Origin of the sequence: Paracoccus denitrificans, from assembly GCF_900100045.1 — a bacterium.
GTDB classification, from domain to species: Bacteria; Pseudomonadota; Alphaproteobacteria; order Rhodobacterales; family Rhodobacteraceae; genus Paracoccus; species Paracoccus denitrificans.
The window spans coordinates 16118-31628 of sequence record NZ_FNEA01000016.1 but is presented as its reverse complement, the minus strand read 5'-3'; the positions used below and the strand labels follow the sequence as shown (position 1 = coordinate 31628).

General features: G+C 70.7%; 15 protein-coding genes. 8 read left to right on the top strand and 7 right to left on the bottom strand.

The features are described from left to right. Positions 1-7: 7 nt before the first annotated feature. Genes BLT64_RS15055 through BLT64_RS15040 form a run of 4 tightly spaced genes read left to right on the top strand, consistent with a single transcriptional unit; the run spans position 8 to position 4356 of the window. The gene (locus BLT64_RS15055) at positions 8-1003 is read left to right on the top strand and encodes an ABC transporter substrate-binding protein (RefSeq protein WP_011750585.1); all 996 of its coding nucleotides are present in this window, start codon (positions 8-10) and stop codon (positions 1001-1003) included. Next, positions 996-1769 (top strand): ABC transporter ATP-binding protein, encoded by a 774-nt coding sequence (locus tag BLT64_RS15050; protein WP_011750586.1) that lies wholly within the window; start codon positions 996-998, stop codon positions 1767-1769. The genes BLT64_RS15055 and BLT64_RS15050 overlap by 8 nt, the downstream gene beginning before the upstream one ends. Beyond that, positions 1766-3310, top strand: a complete 1545-nt coding sequence (locus tag BLT64_RS15045) for an ABC transporter permease (RefSeq protein WP_011750587.1) — start codon at positions 1766-1768, stop codon at positions 3308-3310. The genes BLT64_RS15050 and BLT64_RS15045 overlap by 4 nt, the downstream gene beginning before the upstream one ends. Beyond that, the gene (locus tag BLT64_RS15040; protein ID WP_011750588.1) at positions 3307-4356 is read left to right on the top strand and encodes a glycosyltransferase family 4 protein; all 1050 of its coding nucleotides are present in this window, start codon (positions 3307-3309) and stop codon (positions 4354-4356) included. The genes BLT64_RS15045 and BLT64_RS15040 overlap by 4 nt, the downstream gene beginning before the upstream one ends. Before the next feature lie 43 nt (positions 4357-4399). Here the strand turns inward: BLT64_RS15040 and BLT64_RS15035 are convergent, their stop codons facing one another. From BLT64_RS15035 to BLT64_RS15030, 3 genes are read right to left on the bottom strand one after another with little or no spacing between them, the layout of a single operon-like run. Continuing rightward, positions 4400-5011, bottom strand: coding sequence for a dihydrofolate reductase family protein (locus BLT64_RS15035; RefSeq protein ID WP_011750589.1), 612 nt, complete (start codon positions 5009-5011; stop codon positions 4400-4402). A gap of 19 nt (positions 5012-5030) precedes the next feature. Then, positions 5031-5153, bottom strand: a complete 123-nt coding sequence (locus BLT64_RS27640) for a hypothetical protein (RefSeq protein ID WP_260155415.1) — start codon at positions 5151-5153, stop codon at positions 5031-5033. 38 nt (positions 5154-5191) lie between these two features. Further along, positions 5192-6304: a DJ-1/PfpI family protein gene (locus BLT64_RS15030; protein ID WP_041530471.1), complete on the bottom strand. Its 1113-nt coding sequence runs from the start codon at positions 6302-6304 to the stop codon at positions 5192-5194. A 113-nt stretch (positions 6305-6417) separates the two neighbouring features. Between BLT64_RS15030 and BLT64_RS15025 the strand changes: the two genes are divergently transcribed. After that, positions 6418-7392: a GlxA family transcriptional regulator gene (locus tag BLT64_RS15025; protein WP_011750591.1), complete on the top strand. Its 975-nt coding sequence runs from the start codon at positions 6418-6420 to the stop codon at positions 7390-7392. 235 nt (positions 7393-7627) lie between these two features. On the opposite strand, the gene BLT64_RS15020 is transcribed toward BLT64_RS15025, so the two are convergent. Further along, a complete protein-coding gene (locus tag BLT64_RS15020) occupies positions 7628-9661 on the bottom strand; it encodes a DEAD/DEAH box helicase (RefSeq protein ID WP_104492867.1) in 2034 nt (677 codons plus the stop codon). 185 nt (positions 9662-9846) lie between these two features. Continuing rightward, on the bottom strand, positions 9847-10743 hold the full coding sequence (locus BLT64_RS15015) for a LysR family transcriptional regulator (protein WP_081465085.1): 897 nt from the start codon (positions 10741-10743) through the stop codon (positions 9847-9849). Between the two features lie 180 nt (positions 10744-10923). On the opposite strand from BLT64_RS15015, the gene BLT64_RS15010 reads away from it, so the two are divergent. After that, positions 10924-12249: a C4-dicarboxylate transporter DctA gene (locus BLT64_RS15010; RefSeq protein ID WP_011750594.1), complete on the top strand. Its 1326-nt coding sequence runs from the start codon at positions 10924-10926 to the stop codon at positions 12247-12249. Between the two features lie 102 nt (positions 12250-12351). On the opposite strand, the gene BLT64_RS15005 is transcribed toward BLT64_RS15010, so the two are convergent. Continuing rightward, positions 12352-13254, bottom strand: a complete 903-nt coding sequence (locus tag BLT64_RS15005) for a LysR family transcriptional regulator (protein ID WP_041530472.1) — start codon at positions 13252-13254, stop codon at positions 12352-12354. A 102-nt stretch (positions 13255-13356) separates the two neighbouring features. Between BLT64_RS15005 and BLT64_RS15000 the strand changes: the two genes are divergently transcribed. Both BLT64_RS15000 and BLT64_RS14995 read left to right on the top strand, forming a co-directional pair. Beyond that, positions 13357-14376, top strand: coding sequence for a YeiH family protein (locus tag BLT64_RS15000; RefSeq protein WP_011750596.1), 1020 nt, complete (start codon positions 13357-13359; stop codon positions 14374-14376). Positions 14377-14443: 67 nt separating this feature from the next. Beyond that, positions 14444-15274 (top strand): DUF6635 family protein, encoded by an 831-nt coding sequence (locus BLT64_RS14995; protein WP_011750597.1) that lies wholly within the window; start codon positions 14444-14446, stop codon positions 15272-15274. On the opposite strand, the gene BLT64_RS14990 is transcribed toward BLT64_RS14995, so the two are convergent. Then, positions 15264-15488, bottom strand: a complete 225-nt coding sequence (locus BLT64_RS14990) for a hypothetical protein (RefSeq protein WP_011750598.1) — start codon at positions 15486-15488, stop codon at positions 15264-15266. The genes BLT64_RS14995 and BLT64_RS14990 overlap by 11 nt on opposite strands. Positions 15489-15511: the final 23 nt, after the last annotated feature.

Genomic DNA, 15511 nt, shown 5'->3' with positions numbered 1-15511 from the left:
TCCCCCGATGACCCATTCCCCGCTGACACGGCGCCGGCTCTTGCAGGGCGGGACGGCAGGGCTGGCGCTTGGCCTGTCCGGCCTGTCGCCGCACGCGGCCCGGGCGCAAGAGGCCGTCGCGCTTCAGCTTTCCTGGCTGCATTCGGTGCAGTTCGCCGGCAGCTACATCGCGCTGCAAAACGGCTGGTGGCGCGAGGCGGGGCTGGATGTCTCGCTGTTGCAGGGCGGCCCGAACGCGCCGGTCGAGCCGCCGGTCGTGGCGGGCACGGCGCTGGTCGGCATCTCGGCAGCCGATTATGCCGCGGCGGCGGTGGCGCAGGGGGCACCGTTCAGGATCATCGGAGTCGCCATGCAGAAGAACCCCTTCGCCATCGCCTCGCTGCCGGGCAATCCGGTGGAAACGCCCGCCGACCTGCCGGGGAAAAGCATCGGCATGGCCATCGCCAACACGCCCGTGCTTCAGGCGCTGTGCCGGCTGAACGGGGTGGATTTCGACGCGATCCGCATCGTGCCGACGCAATACACGGCCCAGCCTCTGGTCGCGGCCGAGGTGGACTGCCTGCTCTGCTGGGAAACCGACCTGCCGGTCGCCATGGCGATCCAGGGCATCGAGGCCCGGACCATGCTGATGGCCGATCACGGCTATGCCCTGCATTCCCAGACCTATATCGCGACCGAGGACAGCCTCGCCCGCCGCCGCGACGCGCTGGTGGCGCTGATGGCCGGCGAGGCGCGGGGGTGGGAGACCTGCCGCGCCGACAGCGATGCGGCGGCCGAGCTGACCGTCGCCATGTTCCCCGATGCCGGGCTGGACCTGCCCACGCAGAAATTGCAGGCGCGCCGGCAATTGCCGCTGATGTTTTCGGACCTGACCGAGCGGCACGGTTTCGGCTGGTGGAGCGACGAGGCCGTCGAGGCCAATATCCGCACCCTGGCCCTGCTGGGCCGCGAGGTGACGCCCGCGCTTTGGGACCGCTCGATCCTGGAGGCGGTCCATGCCTGACGGCGATCGCGCCGGGATCGCCTGCCGGGCGCTGTCGAAATCCTGGCCCGGCGGCGTGCAGGCGGTCGCGGTTTTCGACGCCGATTTCGACGCCGGCCGGACCACCGCGCTGATCGGCCCCTCGGGCTGCGGCAAGTCCACGCTGCTGCGGCTGATCGCGGGGCTGGAACAGCCGGACGACGGGCAGGTGCGGATCGGCGGGCTGGACCCGGCCCGCCAGCGCCGGCAGGGCACGATCTCGGTCGCGTTCCAGGACCCCTCGCTGCTGCCCTGGCTCAGCGCCGCGCAGAACGTGGCGCTGGCGCGCAAGCTCGCCCGCCAGCCCGCCGATCCGGGCAAGTTGGCGCATCTGCTGCGGCTGGTCGGGCTGGAGGGCTTTGCAGCGACGCGCCCGGCGGCGCTGTCGGGCGGCATGCGCCAGCGCGCCGCCATCGCCCGCGCGCTGGTCACCGCGCCGCAGGTCCTGCTGCTGGACGAGCCCTTCGGCGCGGTCGACGAACTGACCCGCCGCCAGCTTGCGCAGGACCTGCCGCCGCTGTGGCAGACGCAGGGCACGACGGCGCTGCTGGTGACCCATTCGCTGGCCGAGGCGGTGCTGCTGGCCGACCGCATCCTGGTCCTGTCGCCGCGCCCGGCGCGGATCGTCGCCGACATCGCCGTGCCCCTGCCCCATCCGCGCAGGCCCGACCTGACCGACAGCCCCGCCTTTCGCCGCATCGAGGCCCAGGCGCGGGCGGCGCTCTCCCTGCCCGCCGGCGCGACATGACCATGAGGAATGGGCTGGCCGGGCTGATCCTGCTGCTGGCCTTTTGGCAGGCATCGGCGCTTGCCCTGTCGGGCCGCCACCTGATCGCCGGTCCCGCCGAGGTCGCGCAATGGACCGCCGCCCATGCCGGCCTGCTGTCCCGCGCGCTGGCCGTGACCGGCGGCAATGCGGCGGCGGGTTTCGTGCTGGGCAACCTGGCCGCCGTGGCGCTGGCCGGCCTGGCGCTGCTCTGGCCGCGACTGACCGGGCTGGTCTCGGGGCTGGCGCTGGTGGTCTTTTGCCTGCCGCTGGTCGCGACGGGGCCGATCCTGCGGGTGATGATGGGACCGGGCGACGGCCCGCAGATCGCGCTGGCGGCGCTGGCGGTCTATTACACCACGCTGATCCCGCTGCTTGCCGGCCTGCGCGCCGTTCCCGCCGCATGGCTGGACCTGATCCACGTCTATGGCCGGGGCCGGATGGCCGAGTTGCGCCATGTCCGGCTGCGCGCCGCGCTGCCCTATCTGGTCGCGGGATTGCAGATCTCGGCCCCGGCAGCCTTCCTGGGGGCGCTGGTCGGCGAATTCACCGGGGCCGAGCGCGGCATGGGCGTGCTGACCATCCGCTTTACCCGCGCGCTGGACGTGCCCGCGCTCTGGAGCATCGCCGCGCTGGCCGCCGCCGTCCCGGTCGCGGCCTATGCCCTGATCGGCGCCCTGGCCCATCGCTTTCTGGACGAGACGCCGCCCGTCCTGCTGGCCCCGCCCGGCACCGCGCGCCGTTCGCGCCGGGCGGCGCCGGTTTCGGCGCTCGCGGTGATCGCGACCGTCCTTGGCGCGTGGTGGGCAGGGATGCGGCTGGCGGGACTCAGCCCGTTCTTCGCCAAGCGGCCGGGCGACGTGCTGGCAGCGCTGATCTGGGCGCCGGATGCCGCCGAGGCCCGGCAGACCCTTGCGGGCGCGCTGGCGCAGACCGGCGCCCATGTGCTGCCGGGCTATGCGGCGGGGCTGGCGGCGGGCGCCGGGCTTGCCGTCCTGCTGGCGCTGCTGCCGGCACTCTCGGCGCTGGTCACGCCGCTGGCCATCGCGTTGCGGGCCATCCCCATCGTGACCACGGCGCCGCTGATCGTGCTGCTGGTCGGGCGCGGCGCGGCGGGCGTGGTGGTGCTGGTCGCGGTCATGGTGTTCTTTCCGACCTTCGTCGCCTGCCAGCACGGGCTGCGGCAGGCGCCGGGCCAGATCCTCGATGTCTTTCGCACCTATGCCGCCGGCCGCTGGCGACAGATGATCCATGTGCGCATCCCGGCGATGCTGCCCGCGCTTTTCGCCTCGGCCCGGATGAGCGTGCCGGCAGCGGTGCTGGCGGTCACGGTGGTCGAATGGCTGGCGACGGGCGGCGGCATCGGCGGGCTGATGGCGCTGTCGGCCTCGGTGTCCGATTACGACATGCTCTGGTCCTCGGTGGTGCTGGTCACGCTGATCTCGTGGCTGGGCCATGCCGCCGTCGGCGCGGCCGAGCGCCGTGTCCTGACCCTCTATGCCCCCGAACAGGTGCGCCCATGACCAGACCTTGCGACGCGGCCTTTGCCATTCCGGGCGACATCGCCACGCTGACCGGCGGCTATATCTACGAACGCCGCCTGCTGGAGGGTTTGCGCGACCTGGGCCACGACATGCGGCACCTGCAATTGGTCGCGAGCTTTCCCGACCCGACCCCCGCCGAAATGGCGGCGGCTGTGGCGGCGCTGGTGGCCGAGGATCGCCCCCTGATCGTGGACGGGCTGGTCTTCGGCGCCATCGACACGGCCGGCCTCGCCCGGGTCCGCGCGCCCATCGTGGCGATGATCCATCATCCGCTGGCGATGGAGACCGGCCTTAATCCGGCGCGGCGCGCGCATCTTTACCGGACCGAGCGCGACAACCTGCAACTGGCGCGCCATGTGCTGGTCCCAAGCCCGCATGCCCGCGCCATGTTGACCGAACGCTACGGCGTGTCCGCCGACCGCATCACCATCGCCCGTCCGGGGGTCGAGCCGGCCCGGCTCGCACCCTCGCCCGTCACCCCGCCGCTGATCCTGTCGGTGGGCATCCTGCATCCGCGCAAGGGCCATGACATGCTGATCAATGCCCTGGCGGGACTGGCCGACCTGGACTGGCAGGCGGTGATCGTCGGCAACCCGTGGGACGGGGCCCATGCCGCGGCACTCGCCCGGCAATTGGCCGGCAGCCCGGTCTCGGGGCGGGTGACATTGGCGGGGCGGGTCGATGCCGACCGGCTGGAGCGGCTTTATGCCAGCGCCTCGATCTTTGCCCTGGCGACTCGATACGAGGGCCACGGCCTGGTTTTCGACGAGGCGCTGGCGCATGGCCTGCCGATCGTCAGTTGCGCGACGGGCGCGGTTCCCGACACCGTGCCCGCTGCCACGGGGCTTCTGGTGCCGCCCGATGATCCGCATGCCCTCGCGGCCGCGCTGCGCCGGTTGCTGGGCGACGGACCCTTGCATGCGCGGATGCGCGACGCCGCGCGACGGGCCGGCAACGCCCTGCCCGGCTGGCAGGAAACCGCAGCCATCGCCAGCCGCGTTCTGGAACGCTTGAGCCTGTCGTGATCGCCCCTGCGCCTTGCGGCATGGCGGCGCGCATTTTCCCGCCTCATTCCGCTTTGCCCAGGCCCTCGGCGGGCAAGGCGACCGGACCGGCGGGGCGATAGGTATTGATGACTACCCCGGTCGTCGACACCTTTGTGTCGGCCAGCGTCAGCGCCGTGGCGGGAAGGCCCGGCTCGAACAGGCGCTTGCCGCCGCCAAGGATCAGCGGAAAGATCCAGAGGCGGTATTCGTCCACCAGCCCGGCAGCCGTCAGCGCCCGCAGGGCATTGCCGCTGCCCCAGACATGGATCTGGGGACCCTCACCGGATTTCAGCCGCGCGACGCCTGCCGCATCGACCCGCTCGGACCCTGCCCAGTCCAGACGGTCGAGGCGGCGAGTCATGACGTATTTCACCGCCGCGTCGAATTTCCTGCCGATCGGGTTGTCGGTGTGATGCGGCCAATAGCCGGCAAAAATCTCGTAGGTCTTGCGGCCCAGCAGAAGGGCGAAGGGCCGGTCCAGCAACTCGGCCAGAAGGCCGTTCATCATCTCGTCCCAACGGGGCATCGCCCAGCCGCCATGGACGAAGCCGCCGCCTGGGTCTTCCTCGGGTCCGCCGGGCGCCTGCATGACCCCGTCGAGGCTGACATAGATGATCGCGATGATCCTTCTCATGGCGTGGTCTCCTTTGATGTCATGGTGCGAATTTCGCGGCGGGTGGGATCGGCCGGGCCAGCACCGCCGCGACATCGACGCCGTTGCGCCGAGGGCTCATCGGGCTGGCGCGCAGGCCCGCCCGCAGGTGCAAGGGCGGCAAGGCTGGTCCAGGTTCTTGTCGGTCGCATGATCGGTCCTTCACTCCCCGGGGTATTCCAGTTGCATGGCGACGACATCGGCGGTGCGCGGTCCGTAACGCCTGCCGATGGCCTCCAGCGTCAGGTCCAGTGCGGCGGCCGGGGGCCGGTCGGCAAAGGCCGGCACCTGCCCCGCGCCTTCGCCGCCGCTTGCCCGGTCGGGCAGGATGGCGATGCCGTTCGCCGTGACCACCGGCGCAGCCGCCACGCCGACCACGGCCGAGCGATAGGTCCGCGACCAGGCATCCGCGCTCAGGGCCAGCGTCACTTCGTCCATGCCGGGCCGCAGGGGCAGCGCCAGTTCCTCGCGCCGCCAGAACTGCGCCCGGTTGGCCAGCACCGTGGTCGCGAAGGGGTGCGTCAGGCGGAAACCGGCGCTGGCATGGGAGGCATCCCATGAGGCCAGCCCCAACTCTCGCGCCACCGCTTCCGCCTTGCCGCGCCCGGCGATGGCTTCGGTCAGGGTCAGCATCATCGGTATCGAGGCGGTGATGCCGGTCGTCGTGGCGACCCCGCGGTCGGCTACCATCCGGCGATCCGGGACATGGCGGATATCGGGGTGCCGCTTCAGCATCCCGGGCAGGTAATACCAATGCGTCACCGCCCGCTTGCCATCCAGCAGGCCCGCGGCAGCGGCGACCCGGGCGCCGGCGCAGACCGCGACGACGGTCGCGCCACTGTCCGCTTGCCGCCGCAGCCAGTCGAGCAGTTGCGGGTCTTCCCGGCTCATTGCCGGGACGATGACGTAATCCGGCCCCTGCGGACGGGCGCGGTCGAAATCGGCGATCGTGGCATCCGGCCTGACCCGAAGCGCGGGGTAAAGCCGCACCGGGCCGGGCCCCGTCGCCAGCAGCATCACGTCGGCGACGCCGGCACGACGCAGGATCCCCGCCGGCACCAGGTAATCCGTCACCTCGGTCGCATCGTTGATCGCGACGATGGCGATCAGCGGGCGGGTCCGCTTGGGCGGGCGCAGGGCCTCGATCAGCCCGGCCTGCTCGGCCGCCGGAACCGGGGGCGCGGCGGGATGAACCGGCGCGGGCAGTTGCGCCAGCCACGCCGCAGGGGCTGCGGCCAGCACCAGAAACGCTGCGGCAAGAATGCGCCATGTCATTGCGCGACCTTCCGGCTGCCGGGTCGGGCATGCGCTTGCAAGGGATGCCCGTCGGTTCAGACTAGCCCGCCGCAACGATAGCAGGAATGACAGAAACATGCTAATTCCTGCCAATGCACCAGGTCGTCTTCGTCGTCTATCCGGGGTTCGAACTGCTCGACATGGCGGGGCCGGCATCCGTCCTCAACGGCGCGAACCGCGCCTTGGGACAGGCGGGACAGGCACCGTTCTACGAGGTCGCGCTGACCTCGCCGGCCGGGGGCGAGATCGCCAGCAGCAGCGGTGTTTCCATCCAGACTTCGCGCCTTGCCGGGTTTCGCGGATGCAGGATCGGAACGCTGCTGATCGTGGGCGCCGAAAGCGGACCGCTGCAAGCCGCCATGGCGGACCCCGAATTGCGCCGGGTGCTTCCTGCATTGTCGGCAAAGGCCGGCCGGTTCGGCTCGGTCTGCTCGGGCGGGATCGTGCTGGCAAGCCTCGGGCTGCTGGACGGCTGCCGGGTCGCGACGCATTGGGATGCCTATGAGCCCTTCCGGGCGCATTTCCCGCGCGTGACCGTCGATCCCGAGGCGCTGTATGTCGAGGATGGCCGCCTGTGGACCTCGGCCGGGGTCACCACCGGCATCGACATGGCGCTTGCCATGGTCGGGCGCGACCTGGACACGGCCATCGCGGGCGAGGTGGCGCAGCGGCTGATCCTTTATGCCCGCCGGCCGGGCCATCAGTCGCAGTTCAGCCCGGTGCTGTCGGCGCAGGCCAGGGGCGACAACCCCTTTGCCGATCTGATCGGGTGGATCCAGTCCAATCTCGGCGCCACGCTGGACGTGCCGGCGCTGGCTGGCCGCGCCGGCCTGACCGAGCGCAGCTTTCACCGCAAGTTCGCCGCCGCGACCGGCAAGACTCCCGCCCATTTCGTCGAAACCGTGCGGCTGGACGCGGCGCGCATGTTGCTGTCGCGAGGGCTGTCGATCAAGCAGGTCGCGGCGCAGGTGGGCCTGTCTCCGGCCGCAAGGCTCTCGCGCCTGTTCGAGAAGCGCTTCGGCATCTCGCCCCGGACCTATCGCGAGATGCACCGCATCGAGGGCTAGCGCCGGCCGAGCGCGAGACCGGAAGCACGGCGCGCCGGCAGAACCGCCCTTCGCCGTTCCGATGCCGGGCGTGATCAGGCAGGGGGAGAATTCGGCCGCGGCCACGGCATTTCCCTGATGCGGATCAGCCGATCCTGATGCCCGCCATTCGTCGCCACGACAAGGGCGCAATCTCCGTTGCGAAGCAAAGGAACAAAGCCGCCCCCCGCGTCTGCCGGGCCGTTTCAGCCGCTTGTCAGCGCTTGCCCGGCTTGCCGGGCTTTGCTCCGCTGCGGAAGGGCTTGTCGCCCGCCTTGCCCTGCCAGCCGCCCGCGGGCTTGTGGGACTTGAAGCCGGCGGCACGCTTAGGACGCGCCTCGGCGCCCTCGCCTCGGGCCGGGCGGTCGTCGCGGGGCGCGGCGCCATGCGACTTGAAGCCCGCGGCACGGGGACCGGCTTTCGGCGCGGCCTTCTGCGCCAGCTTCTTCTCGGCGCTCCAGCGTGCCTTGCGCGGGGCCGCCTCGGGTTCGGGCACCCGGTCGGCTGCGGCTTCGGGCGCGGGGCGCGGCTTCACCTCGTCGGGGTCCAGCAGCGCCGGGCGCCGGGCCGGCTTGGGCTTCGGCTTGGTCCGGGGCTCCAGCGGCTCGGGACGCGCCGCGACCGGGGCCGGGCCGCGATGCGGCTTTTTCTCACGCACGGGTGCGGCGTCGAAGACGGGCTCGCCCTCGATCCGGCGCATGGTCAGGCCGGGCTCCAATTCGATCCGCTCGCCGAAATTCGGCGCGACGGGTGCCGCGATCTGCACGAAGGTCTGGTCGGTCTTGACCCGGATCGCGCCGATGGCGTCGCGGGTGATGCCGCCCGCCTCGCAGATCTTGGGCAGAAGCCAGCGCGCCTCGGCGCGGCCGGAATGGCCGACCGAAAGCAGGAACCAGACCGCCGGGCCGAACTCGCCCCGCTCGCGCGGCGCCGAAGGCGCGGGGGCCGCGCTTTCCGACAGTTCCTCGGGCGCCGGGCGCCCCTCGCGCCACAGCCGCACGAAGGCCGAGGCGACCCGCTCGGCTCCGAAGCGGTCCAGCAGCGCGGCGGCCAGTCCCGCCTCGTCGCCCGGCGCTTCGGCCAGGGCGGGATGGTCCAGCATGCGTGCGTCGTCGCGGGCCTGCACCTCGTCGGCCGAGGGCGCCTTGCCCCATTCCGCGACCAGCTTGGCGCGCTGGAGCAGCCGCTGCGCCCGCTTGTATTCCGAGGAGGGGACGATCAGCACCGAGGTGCCCTTGGCCCCGGCCCGGCCGGTGCGGCCCGAACGGTGCAAAAGCGTATCGGGATTGGTCGGCAGGTCGGCGTGGATCACCAGTTCCAGCCCCGGCAGGTCGATGCCGCGCGCCGCCACGTCGGTGGCGATGCAGACCCGCGCACGCCCGTCGCGCAGGGCTTGCAGGGCATGGCTGCGCTCTTGCTGGCTGAGTTCGCCCGACAGCGCCACGACCTTGAAGCCGCGATTGCCCATGCGCGCCAGCAGGTGGTTCACGTTGGCGCGGGTCTTGCAGAAGATGATGGCGCGGCTGGCCTCGTAATAGCGCAGGGTGTTGAAGATGGCGTGCTCGCGGTCGCGGGTGGTCACCGACATGGCGCGATATTCGATGTCACCGTGCTGGCGTGCCTCGCCCATCGCCTGGATGCGCAGGGCGTCGCGTTGGAAGTCGCGGGCCAGCGCCTCGATGGCCGGGGGCACGGTGGCCGAGAACAGCAGCGTGCGGCGTTCGGCCGGTGCCGAGCCCAGGATGAACTCCAGATCCTCGCGAAAGCCCAGGTCCAGCATCTCGTCCGCCTCGTCCAGCACGCAGGCGCGCAAGGCGGTCAGGTCCAGCGAGCCGCGCTCGATATGGTCGCGCAGCCGGCCGGGAGTGCCGACGACGATATGGGCGCCGCGCTCCAGCGCCCGGCGCTCGGTCCGGTAATCCATGCCGCCGACGCAGGTGGCGATGCGCGCGCCCGCCTGTTCGTAGAGCCAGCCCAGTTCGCGCGCCACCTGCAAGGCCAGTTCGCGCGTCGGCGCGATGGCCAGTGCCAGCGGCTGTCCCGCCTCGGGCAGGGTCTCTCCATCGAGGATGTCGCCGGCCATGGCCAGGCCGAAGGCCACGGTCTTGCCCGAGCCGGTCTGCGCCGAGACCAGCACGTCGCGGCCCCGTGCTTCGGGCGCGAGCGCCGCTTCCTGCACCGAGGTCAGGCTGGCATAGCCCTTGGCCGCCAGCGCCGCAGCCAGAGGCGCGGCAATATCATGTTCGTTCATCTTCTTCGCCAGAAAGGGGATGCGGGGCATCCGGGTGAAAGGCACCATCCCCTTTGCGGCCGGACCCTCCCATGGTCCGCCGGCCCGGAATGCGGAGCCAAGCCGCCCGCCTATCCTGTCGCGGCCCGTAAGTCAAAGCCAAACTCGGCGCCTCGGCCGATCCCCGGTCCGGCCGGGCCGCGCCTTCAGCGCGCGGGGCGCGTGGGATCATGGCCCAGGCTGCGGCGGATCTCGGCCAGGAACAGTTGCAGCGCCGGCGCCGGGTCGCGGTGGTGATAGACGATAAAGACCTCGGAGACCGGCGGGTTGGGCCGGATCGGCAGGAAGGTCAGCGGCCCCGCCGTCAGCCTGGCGATGCCCGCCGGCACGATGCTGACCCCGAAGCCCGCCACGATCAGGCTGGGGATCGACTGCGCATCCACCACCTGCTGCGAGACCCGCGGCCGATAGCCCGCGGCGACGATGCAGGCCATGACATAGGCCGCGAAATCGGAGCTGTCGGGGCGCAGAACGACATGCTGGTCCTCGCGCAGGTCGTCGATCGAAACGCAGGTGCGACCGGCCAGCCGGTGATCGCTGCGCACCAGCGCCACCATTTCCTCGCGCCAGCCGTATTCGTGGGCCAGTTCCTCGTCGCGCGGCACCGAGCGGTTGAAGCTGACATCGGTGCGCCGGCTCAGCACCTCGGTGATCTGCGCGGCGGGGGTCTGCTCGTGCACGCGCAGGGTGATTCGCGGATGCAGCCGGGCGAAATGCGCCAAAAGCTCGGACAGGCCCCCGCGCAGGATCGAGCCGGTTGCCCCGATTTCCAGCAATCCGTCCTGGCCCTGCTGGATTTCGCGGATCTCCTGCAGGCTGCGCTCATACTGGTCGAGCATGTTGCGCGCCCGGGGCAGGAACAGCTCGCCCGCCCGCGTCAGCGCCACCTTGCGGCTGGTGCGGCTGATGAGTTCGGCACCCACTTCGCGCTCAAGTGTCTGGATCTGCGTGCTCAACGGCGGCTGCGACATGTTCAGCCGCCGCGCGGCACGGGTGAAGTTCAACTCCTCGGCCAGGACGACGAAACAGCGAAGCTGGCGCATTCTCATAGCGTCACCCTATAGATAACCGTTAAATCAATATTAGACACGGATGCGGCATTCGCCAACACTCATCGGCATGAGGGGTCAGCCGCGACCGCGCGCCATCGATGCGAAGGGAGACGCATCCGAAGGCGCCGCGCCGCAGCCTGCCCCTTCCGTCACAGGGAGGAACGGAAACACATGCCGAATTGGTCCAGGTCCTTGTTTGGACAGGTTTGCGTGGCACTGGTGCTGGGGGTCGTCGCCGGCTTCTTCGCGCCCGAGTTCGCCGCCAAGATGAAGCCGCTTGGGGACGGGTTCATCAAGCTCATCAAGATGCTGATCCCCGTCATCGTGTTCTGCGTCGTGGTGCATGGCATCGCCGGCGCGGGCGACCTGAAAAAGGTCGGCAAGGTCGGCGTGCGCGCCATCATCTATTTCGAGATCATCACCACCATCGCGCTGGCCCTGGGCATCGCGGTCGCCTATCTGTTCGGGCCGGGCCACGGCATGAACATCGACGTGAGCCAACTCGACGCCTCGGCGCTGTCGGCCTATGTCGAGCGCGCGGACCAGGTCACCAGCGGCGGCACCGTCGACTTCCTGATGAAGCTGATCCCGACCACGATGATCAGCGGCTTCGCACAGGGCGACATCCTGCAGGTGCTGCTGGTCGCGATCCTGTTCGGCTGCGCGCTGTCGCTGGTGGGCGAACGCGGCAAGCCGCTTCTGCACATGATCGAGCTGACGGGCGACGTCACCTTCAAGATCATGTTCTTCATCGTCCGGCTGGCGCCGCTGGGCGTGTTCGGCGCCATCGCCTTCACCGTCGGGCAATACGGCATCGGCTCGCTGGCGCAGCTGGGCTATCTGGTGGGGCTGTTCTATGTCACCATCGCCGTGTTCGTCTTCGTGGTGCTGGGCTTCGTCCTGCGCCTTGCGGGCTTCAGCATCTTCAAGCTGCTGCGCTATCTGCGCACCGAGGTCGGCATCGTCGCCGGCACGGCCAGCAGCGACGCCGTGCTGCCGCAGACCATGCGCAAGCTGGAACACCTGGGCATCAAGGACTCGACCGTGGGGCTGGTTGTGCCGACGGGCTATTCCTTCAACCTCGACGCCTTCTCGATCTACCTGACGCTGGCGGCGGTCTTCATCGCCCAGGCCACCAACACGCCGCTGTCGACCACCGACCTGCTGGCCATCCTGGGCGTGGCGCTGGTGACCTCGAAGGGCGCGCATGGCGTACCGGGCTCGGCCATCGTGATCCTGGCCGCGACGCTGGCCGCGATCCCGGCGATCCCCGCCATTGGGCTGGTCCTGGTGCTGTCGGTCGACTGGTTCATGGGCATCGCCCGGGCGCTGGGGAACTATCTGGGCAATTGCGTCGCCACCGTGGTCGTCGCCTCCTGGGTGGGCGACATCGACCGCGACCGCGCCCGCCGCGTCCTGGAAGGCGAGGACATGCCGACGCTGGACGTGCTGGACGAGGATACGCCGATGTCCGAGCCCGAGGCCCAGCACGGTTGACGAAGTCCCTCGCGGAGTGACCGGGACCAGCGCGACGGACCCGGTCGCCCCGCCGAGAAGACGGCCTGCGCCTTCCCTCCCGATGGCGCAGGCCTTTTCGTGTCAGGGGGTGCCTGCGGCGAAACCCTCGTCCGTCAGGATGTCGATCAGCGCCTGCACCGCCCGCGTGCGATAGCGCCGCGGATTGGTCAGCAGCGAAAACGGCCGCTCCGCCCCCGGCAGCGGCAGGGTGCGGATCCAACCCGCAGCGGCCGGCCGCGCCACCGCCCGTTGCGACAGCGCCGCGAGGCATTGGCTGGCGGCGACCGCGTTCAGAACCGCCTCGTTCGAGGGCAGCTCCAGCGACAAGGGCAGCGCGGCAATGGAAAGCCCCCGCCCGGCAAGCCAGGTCTCGAATTCCGAGCGCGTGCCCGAGCCCGGCTCGCGCAGGATCCAGTTCTGCGCCTCCAGCCCGGCCTGGGGCATCGCCTCGACCCCGGCCCAGGGGTGATCGGTCGCCATGACCAGCACCAGCCGGTCGCGGGCCACCACCTGCCGGTGCAGCCCGCCATGCGCCACCGCACCCTCGACCAACCCCAGGTCGGCACCGCCGTCCTGCACGGCATCCGCGGCATGGGTGGTGTTGCTGACCGTCAGGCGCAGTTCGATCCCCGGATGCATCTCGCGCAGCGCCACCAGCCGCGGCGGCAGCCAATAGCTGGCGACGGTCTGGCTGGCATGGACCCGCAGCCGGCCCCGCGGCTCGCGCGACAGATCCTCCAGCACCATCTCGGCGGTCTCGACCCGGTCCAGCACGGCGCGCGCCTCGGCCATGAAGGCCTCGCCCGTCTCGGTCAGCACGATCCGCCGCCCCACCCGGTCGAAAAAGCGCACACCATGCCGCGCCTCCAAAGCCGAGACGGCGGCGCTGACCGCCGATTGCGTCAGGTTCAGCGCCTCGGCCGCGCGGGTGACATGCTGCCGCTCGGCCACGGCAAGGAAGATGCGGAGCTGTTCCAGCGTCATGCCAGACTCATAAGTAAAATCGAACGATATGGCAAATATAATGCGATGGATTGAACGTCGATTCAGGACCATGTTCCGCCCCAAAGGCAAAGGAGCGCGACCATGTCCTCGACCGACCAGGGCCAGCAAACATCTTCCGCGATCGGGGGCTGGCTGGGCGCCACCCTGCCGGGGCTGGGGCTGACCTTCGGCATCGCGATCCTTGCCATGGCGGCGCAGAGGCTTTCGGGCATACCGGCGCTCAGCCCGCTGGTGGTGGCGATGGTGCTGGGCATGGCGCTGCGCAACCTTGTCGGCACACCCGCGGCGGCGCGGCCGGGCATCGGCTTTTCGCTGCGCCGGGTGCTGCGTTTCGCCATCGTGCTGCTGGGCTTTCAGCTGACGCTGGAGCAATTGCGCGCCGTGGGCCTGCCGGGGGTGGCGGTGATCGCGGTGGTGCTGGCCGCGACCTTCGTCTTTACCAGATGGGCCGGCCGGGCATTGGGGGTCGAGGCGCGGCTTGCCGAGCTGATCGCGGCCGGCACCTCGGTCTGCGGCGCCTCGGCGGTGATCGCCACGAACACGGTCACGCGCGGGACGGACGAGGACGTGGCCTATGCCATCGCCTGCGTGACGGTCTTCGGCTCGCTCTCGATGCTGGCCATGCCGGTGCTGGGCGAGATGCTGGGGATGGGGCCTTCGCATTACGGCATCTGGGTCGGCGCGACCGTGCACGAGGTGGCGCAGGTCGTCGGCGCCGGCTTCCAGCATGGCGCCGAGGCGGGACAGGCCGCGACCGTCGCCAAGCTGAGCCGGGTGATGCTGCTGGCTCCGCTGATCCTGATGCTGGGCGCGCTGGCGCGGCGGGGCGGCAAGGCCGCGCATGGCTCGGCGCCGACGCCCTGGTTCGTGCTGGGCTTCATCGCCGTGGTGCTGCTGAACAGCGCCCTGCCCCTGCCCGAGGCGCTGCATGCCGAGATCGTCGCCCTGACCGCCTTTCTCCTGACGGTGGCGCTGGCCGCGATGGGGCTGGAGACCGACATCCGCAAGCTCTGCGCCAAGGGCGTCCGGCCGCTGGCGCTTGGCGCGCTGGCCTGGCTGTTCATCTCGGCCCTGGGGCTGGAGCTGGTGGCGCTGATCTGACCGGCGGGCATTGAGCCTCCCTGTCGCGATGCCTAGATTGGGCACGATCCGCCAAAGGACCGCGCCCATGGCCCTTGCGCCCGCCGACACCCGCCCGATGACCCGGCGCGAAACCGAGGTCCGCCGCTTCGTGCGCGCCCGCTACGGGCCGCGCGGCACGCTGGCGCTGCATCGCCACGCGCTTGGGCTGGACCTGCTGCGCGCGCCCATCAACGTGATGCTGTCGCCGCTGTTCCTGCTGGTGCGGCTGGGCGCGCCGCTTCTGCGCCGGATCGGGCTGGTCCGGGCGGGCGACTGGCTGTCGCGCCGGCAGATCTTTCTGAAATCCGACGTGGCGCAGCGGATCGAGGCGGATCTGGCCGGCTTTGTCGACGATCTGGCCGCAAGGGGGCTGGCCCCCGAGGCCGCGCCCCGCAGCGTCGCCCGCGCCGTGTCGGACTATGCCGAAACCCGCAATGCGGTGTCCGAGATCACCACCTCGCTTCTGGTGCTGGCCTCGGGGCTCTTGCTGTTCCACCGGGCCACGCCGGGCGTGATCTCGCTGGCCGGCCCGATCGCGCATCTGCGGGCACAGGCGCAGGCCGTCGAGAATTTCGCGCTGGGAAGCTGGGCCGGACGCATGTGGTATGGCGCCTTCCCGCGCGAGCTTTCCAGCATCGAGGTGGTGCTGACCGGCGTGGTTCTGGCCATGCTCGCCTCGGTCCTGACGACCTTTGCCGGGCTGGTCGCCGATCCGGTCCAGCTTTGGACCGGCATCCACAAGCGCCGGGTGATGCGGCTATTGCGGCGGCTGGACCGCGCCGAGGACGGGCCGGGGCTGGAGCGCGAGCACGTCGTGGCCCGGCTGGGCGATCTGTCCGATGCCGCGCTGAGCCTGTGGCGCAGCTTCAGGGGCTAGGCCGGATCACGCCCTCGTCGATGCCGGCCAGATCGCGCCGGCCGGTCAGGGCCATGGCGACCTCGAGCTCGGCGCGCAGGATGGTCAGCATATCCGCATATCCGCGACCCCCGCCGCGCCGGATGCCGCCGTCGCACAGCACCGGGATGCGCACGGCGACCTGACGGGCGACGACCGGCCGCGTGCCGCGCGTAGCCGCACGGCGCCACGACATCGGCGGGGATCCCGGCCTGGCCG

Excerpts from the sequence above, each read along its gene's own strand:
- BLT64_RS15045 (WP_011750587.1), top strand. The coding sequence starts at position 1,766 with ATGACCATGAGGAATGGGCTGGCCGGGCTGATCCTGCTGCTGGCCTTT.
- BLT64_RS15010 (WP_011750594.1), top strand. The coding sequence starts at position 10,924 with ATGCCGAATTGGTCCAGGTCCTTGTTTGGACAGGTTTGCGTGGCACTG.
- BLT64_RS15030 (WP_041530471.1), bottom strand. The coding sequence starts at position 6,304 with ATGACATGGCGCATTCTTGCCGCAGCGTTTCTGGTGCTGGCCGCAGCC.
- BLT64_RS15000 (WP_011750596.1), top strand. The coding sequence starts at position 13,357 with ATGTCCTCGACCGACCAGGGCCAGCAAACATCTTCCGCGATCGGGGGC.
- BLT64_RS15035 (WP_011750589.1), bottom strand. The coding sequence starts at position 5,011 with ATGAGAAGGATCATCGCGATCATCTATGTCAGCCTCGACGGGGTCATG.
- BLT64_RS15040 (WP_011750588.1), top strand. The coding sequence starts at position 3,307 with ATGACCAGACCTTGCGACGCGGCCTTTGCCATTCCGGGCGACATCGCC.
- BLT64_RS14990 (WP_011750598.1), bottom strand. The coding sequence starts at position 15,488 with ATGTCGTGGCGCCGTGCGGCTACGCGCGGCACGCGGCCGGTCGTCGCC.
- BLT64_RS15020 (WP_104492867.1), bottom strand. The coding sequence starts at position 9,661 with ATGAACGAACATGATATTGCCGCGCCTCTGGCTGCGGCGCTGGCGGCC.
- BLT64_RS15015 (WP_081465085.1), bottom strand. The coding sequence starts at position 10,743 with ATGCGCCAGCTTCGCTGTTTCGTCGTCCTGGCCGAGGAGTTGAACTTC.
- BLT64_RS15025 (WP_011750591.1), top strand. The coding sequence starts at position 6,418 with ATGCACCAGGTCGTCTTCGTCGTCTATCCGGGGTTCGAACTGCTCGAC.
- BLT64_RS15055 (WP_011750585.1), top strand. The coding sequence starts at position 8 with ATGACCCATTCCCCGCTGACACGGCGCCGGCTCTTGCAGGGCGGGACG.
- BLT64_RS15050 (WP_011750586.1), top strand. The coding sequence starts at position 996 with ATGCCTGACGGCGATCGCGCCGGGATCGCCTGCCGGGCGCTGTCGAAA.
- BLT64_RS15005 (WP_041530472.1), bottom strand. The coding sequence starts at position 13,254 with ATGACGCTGGAACAGCTCCGCATCTTCCTTGCCGTGGCCGAGCGGCAG.
- BLT64_RS14995 (WP_011750597.1), top strand. The coding sequence starts at position 14,444 with ATGGCCCTTGCGCCCGCCGACACCCGCCCGATGACCCGGCGCGAAACC.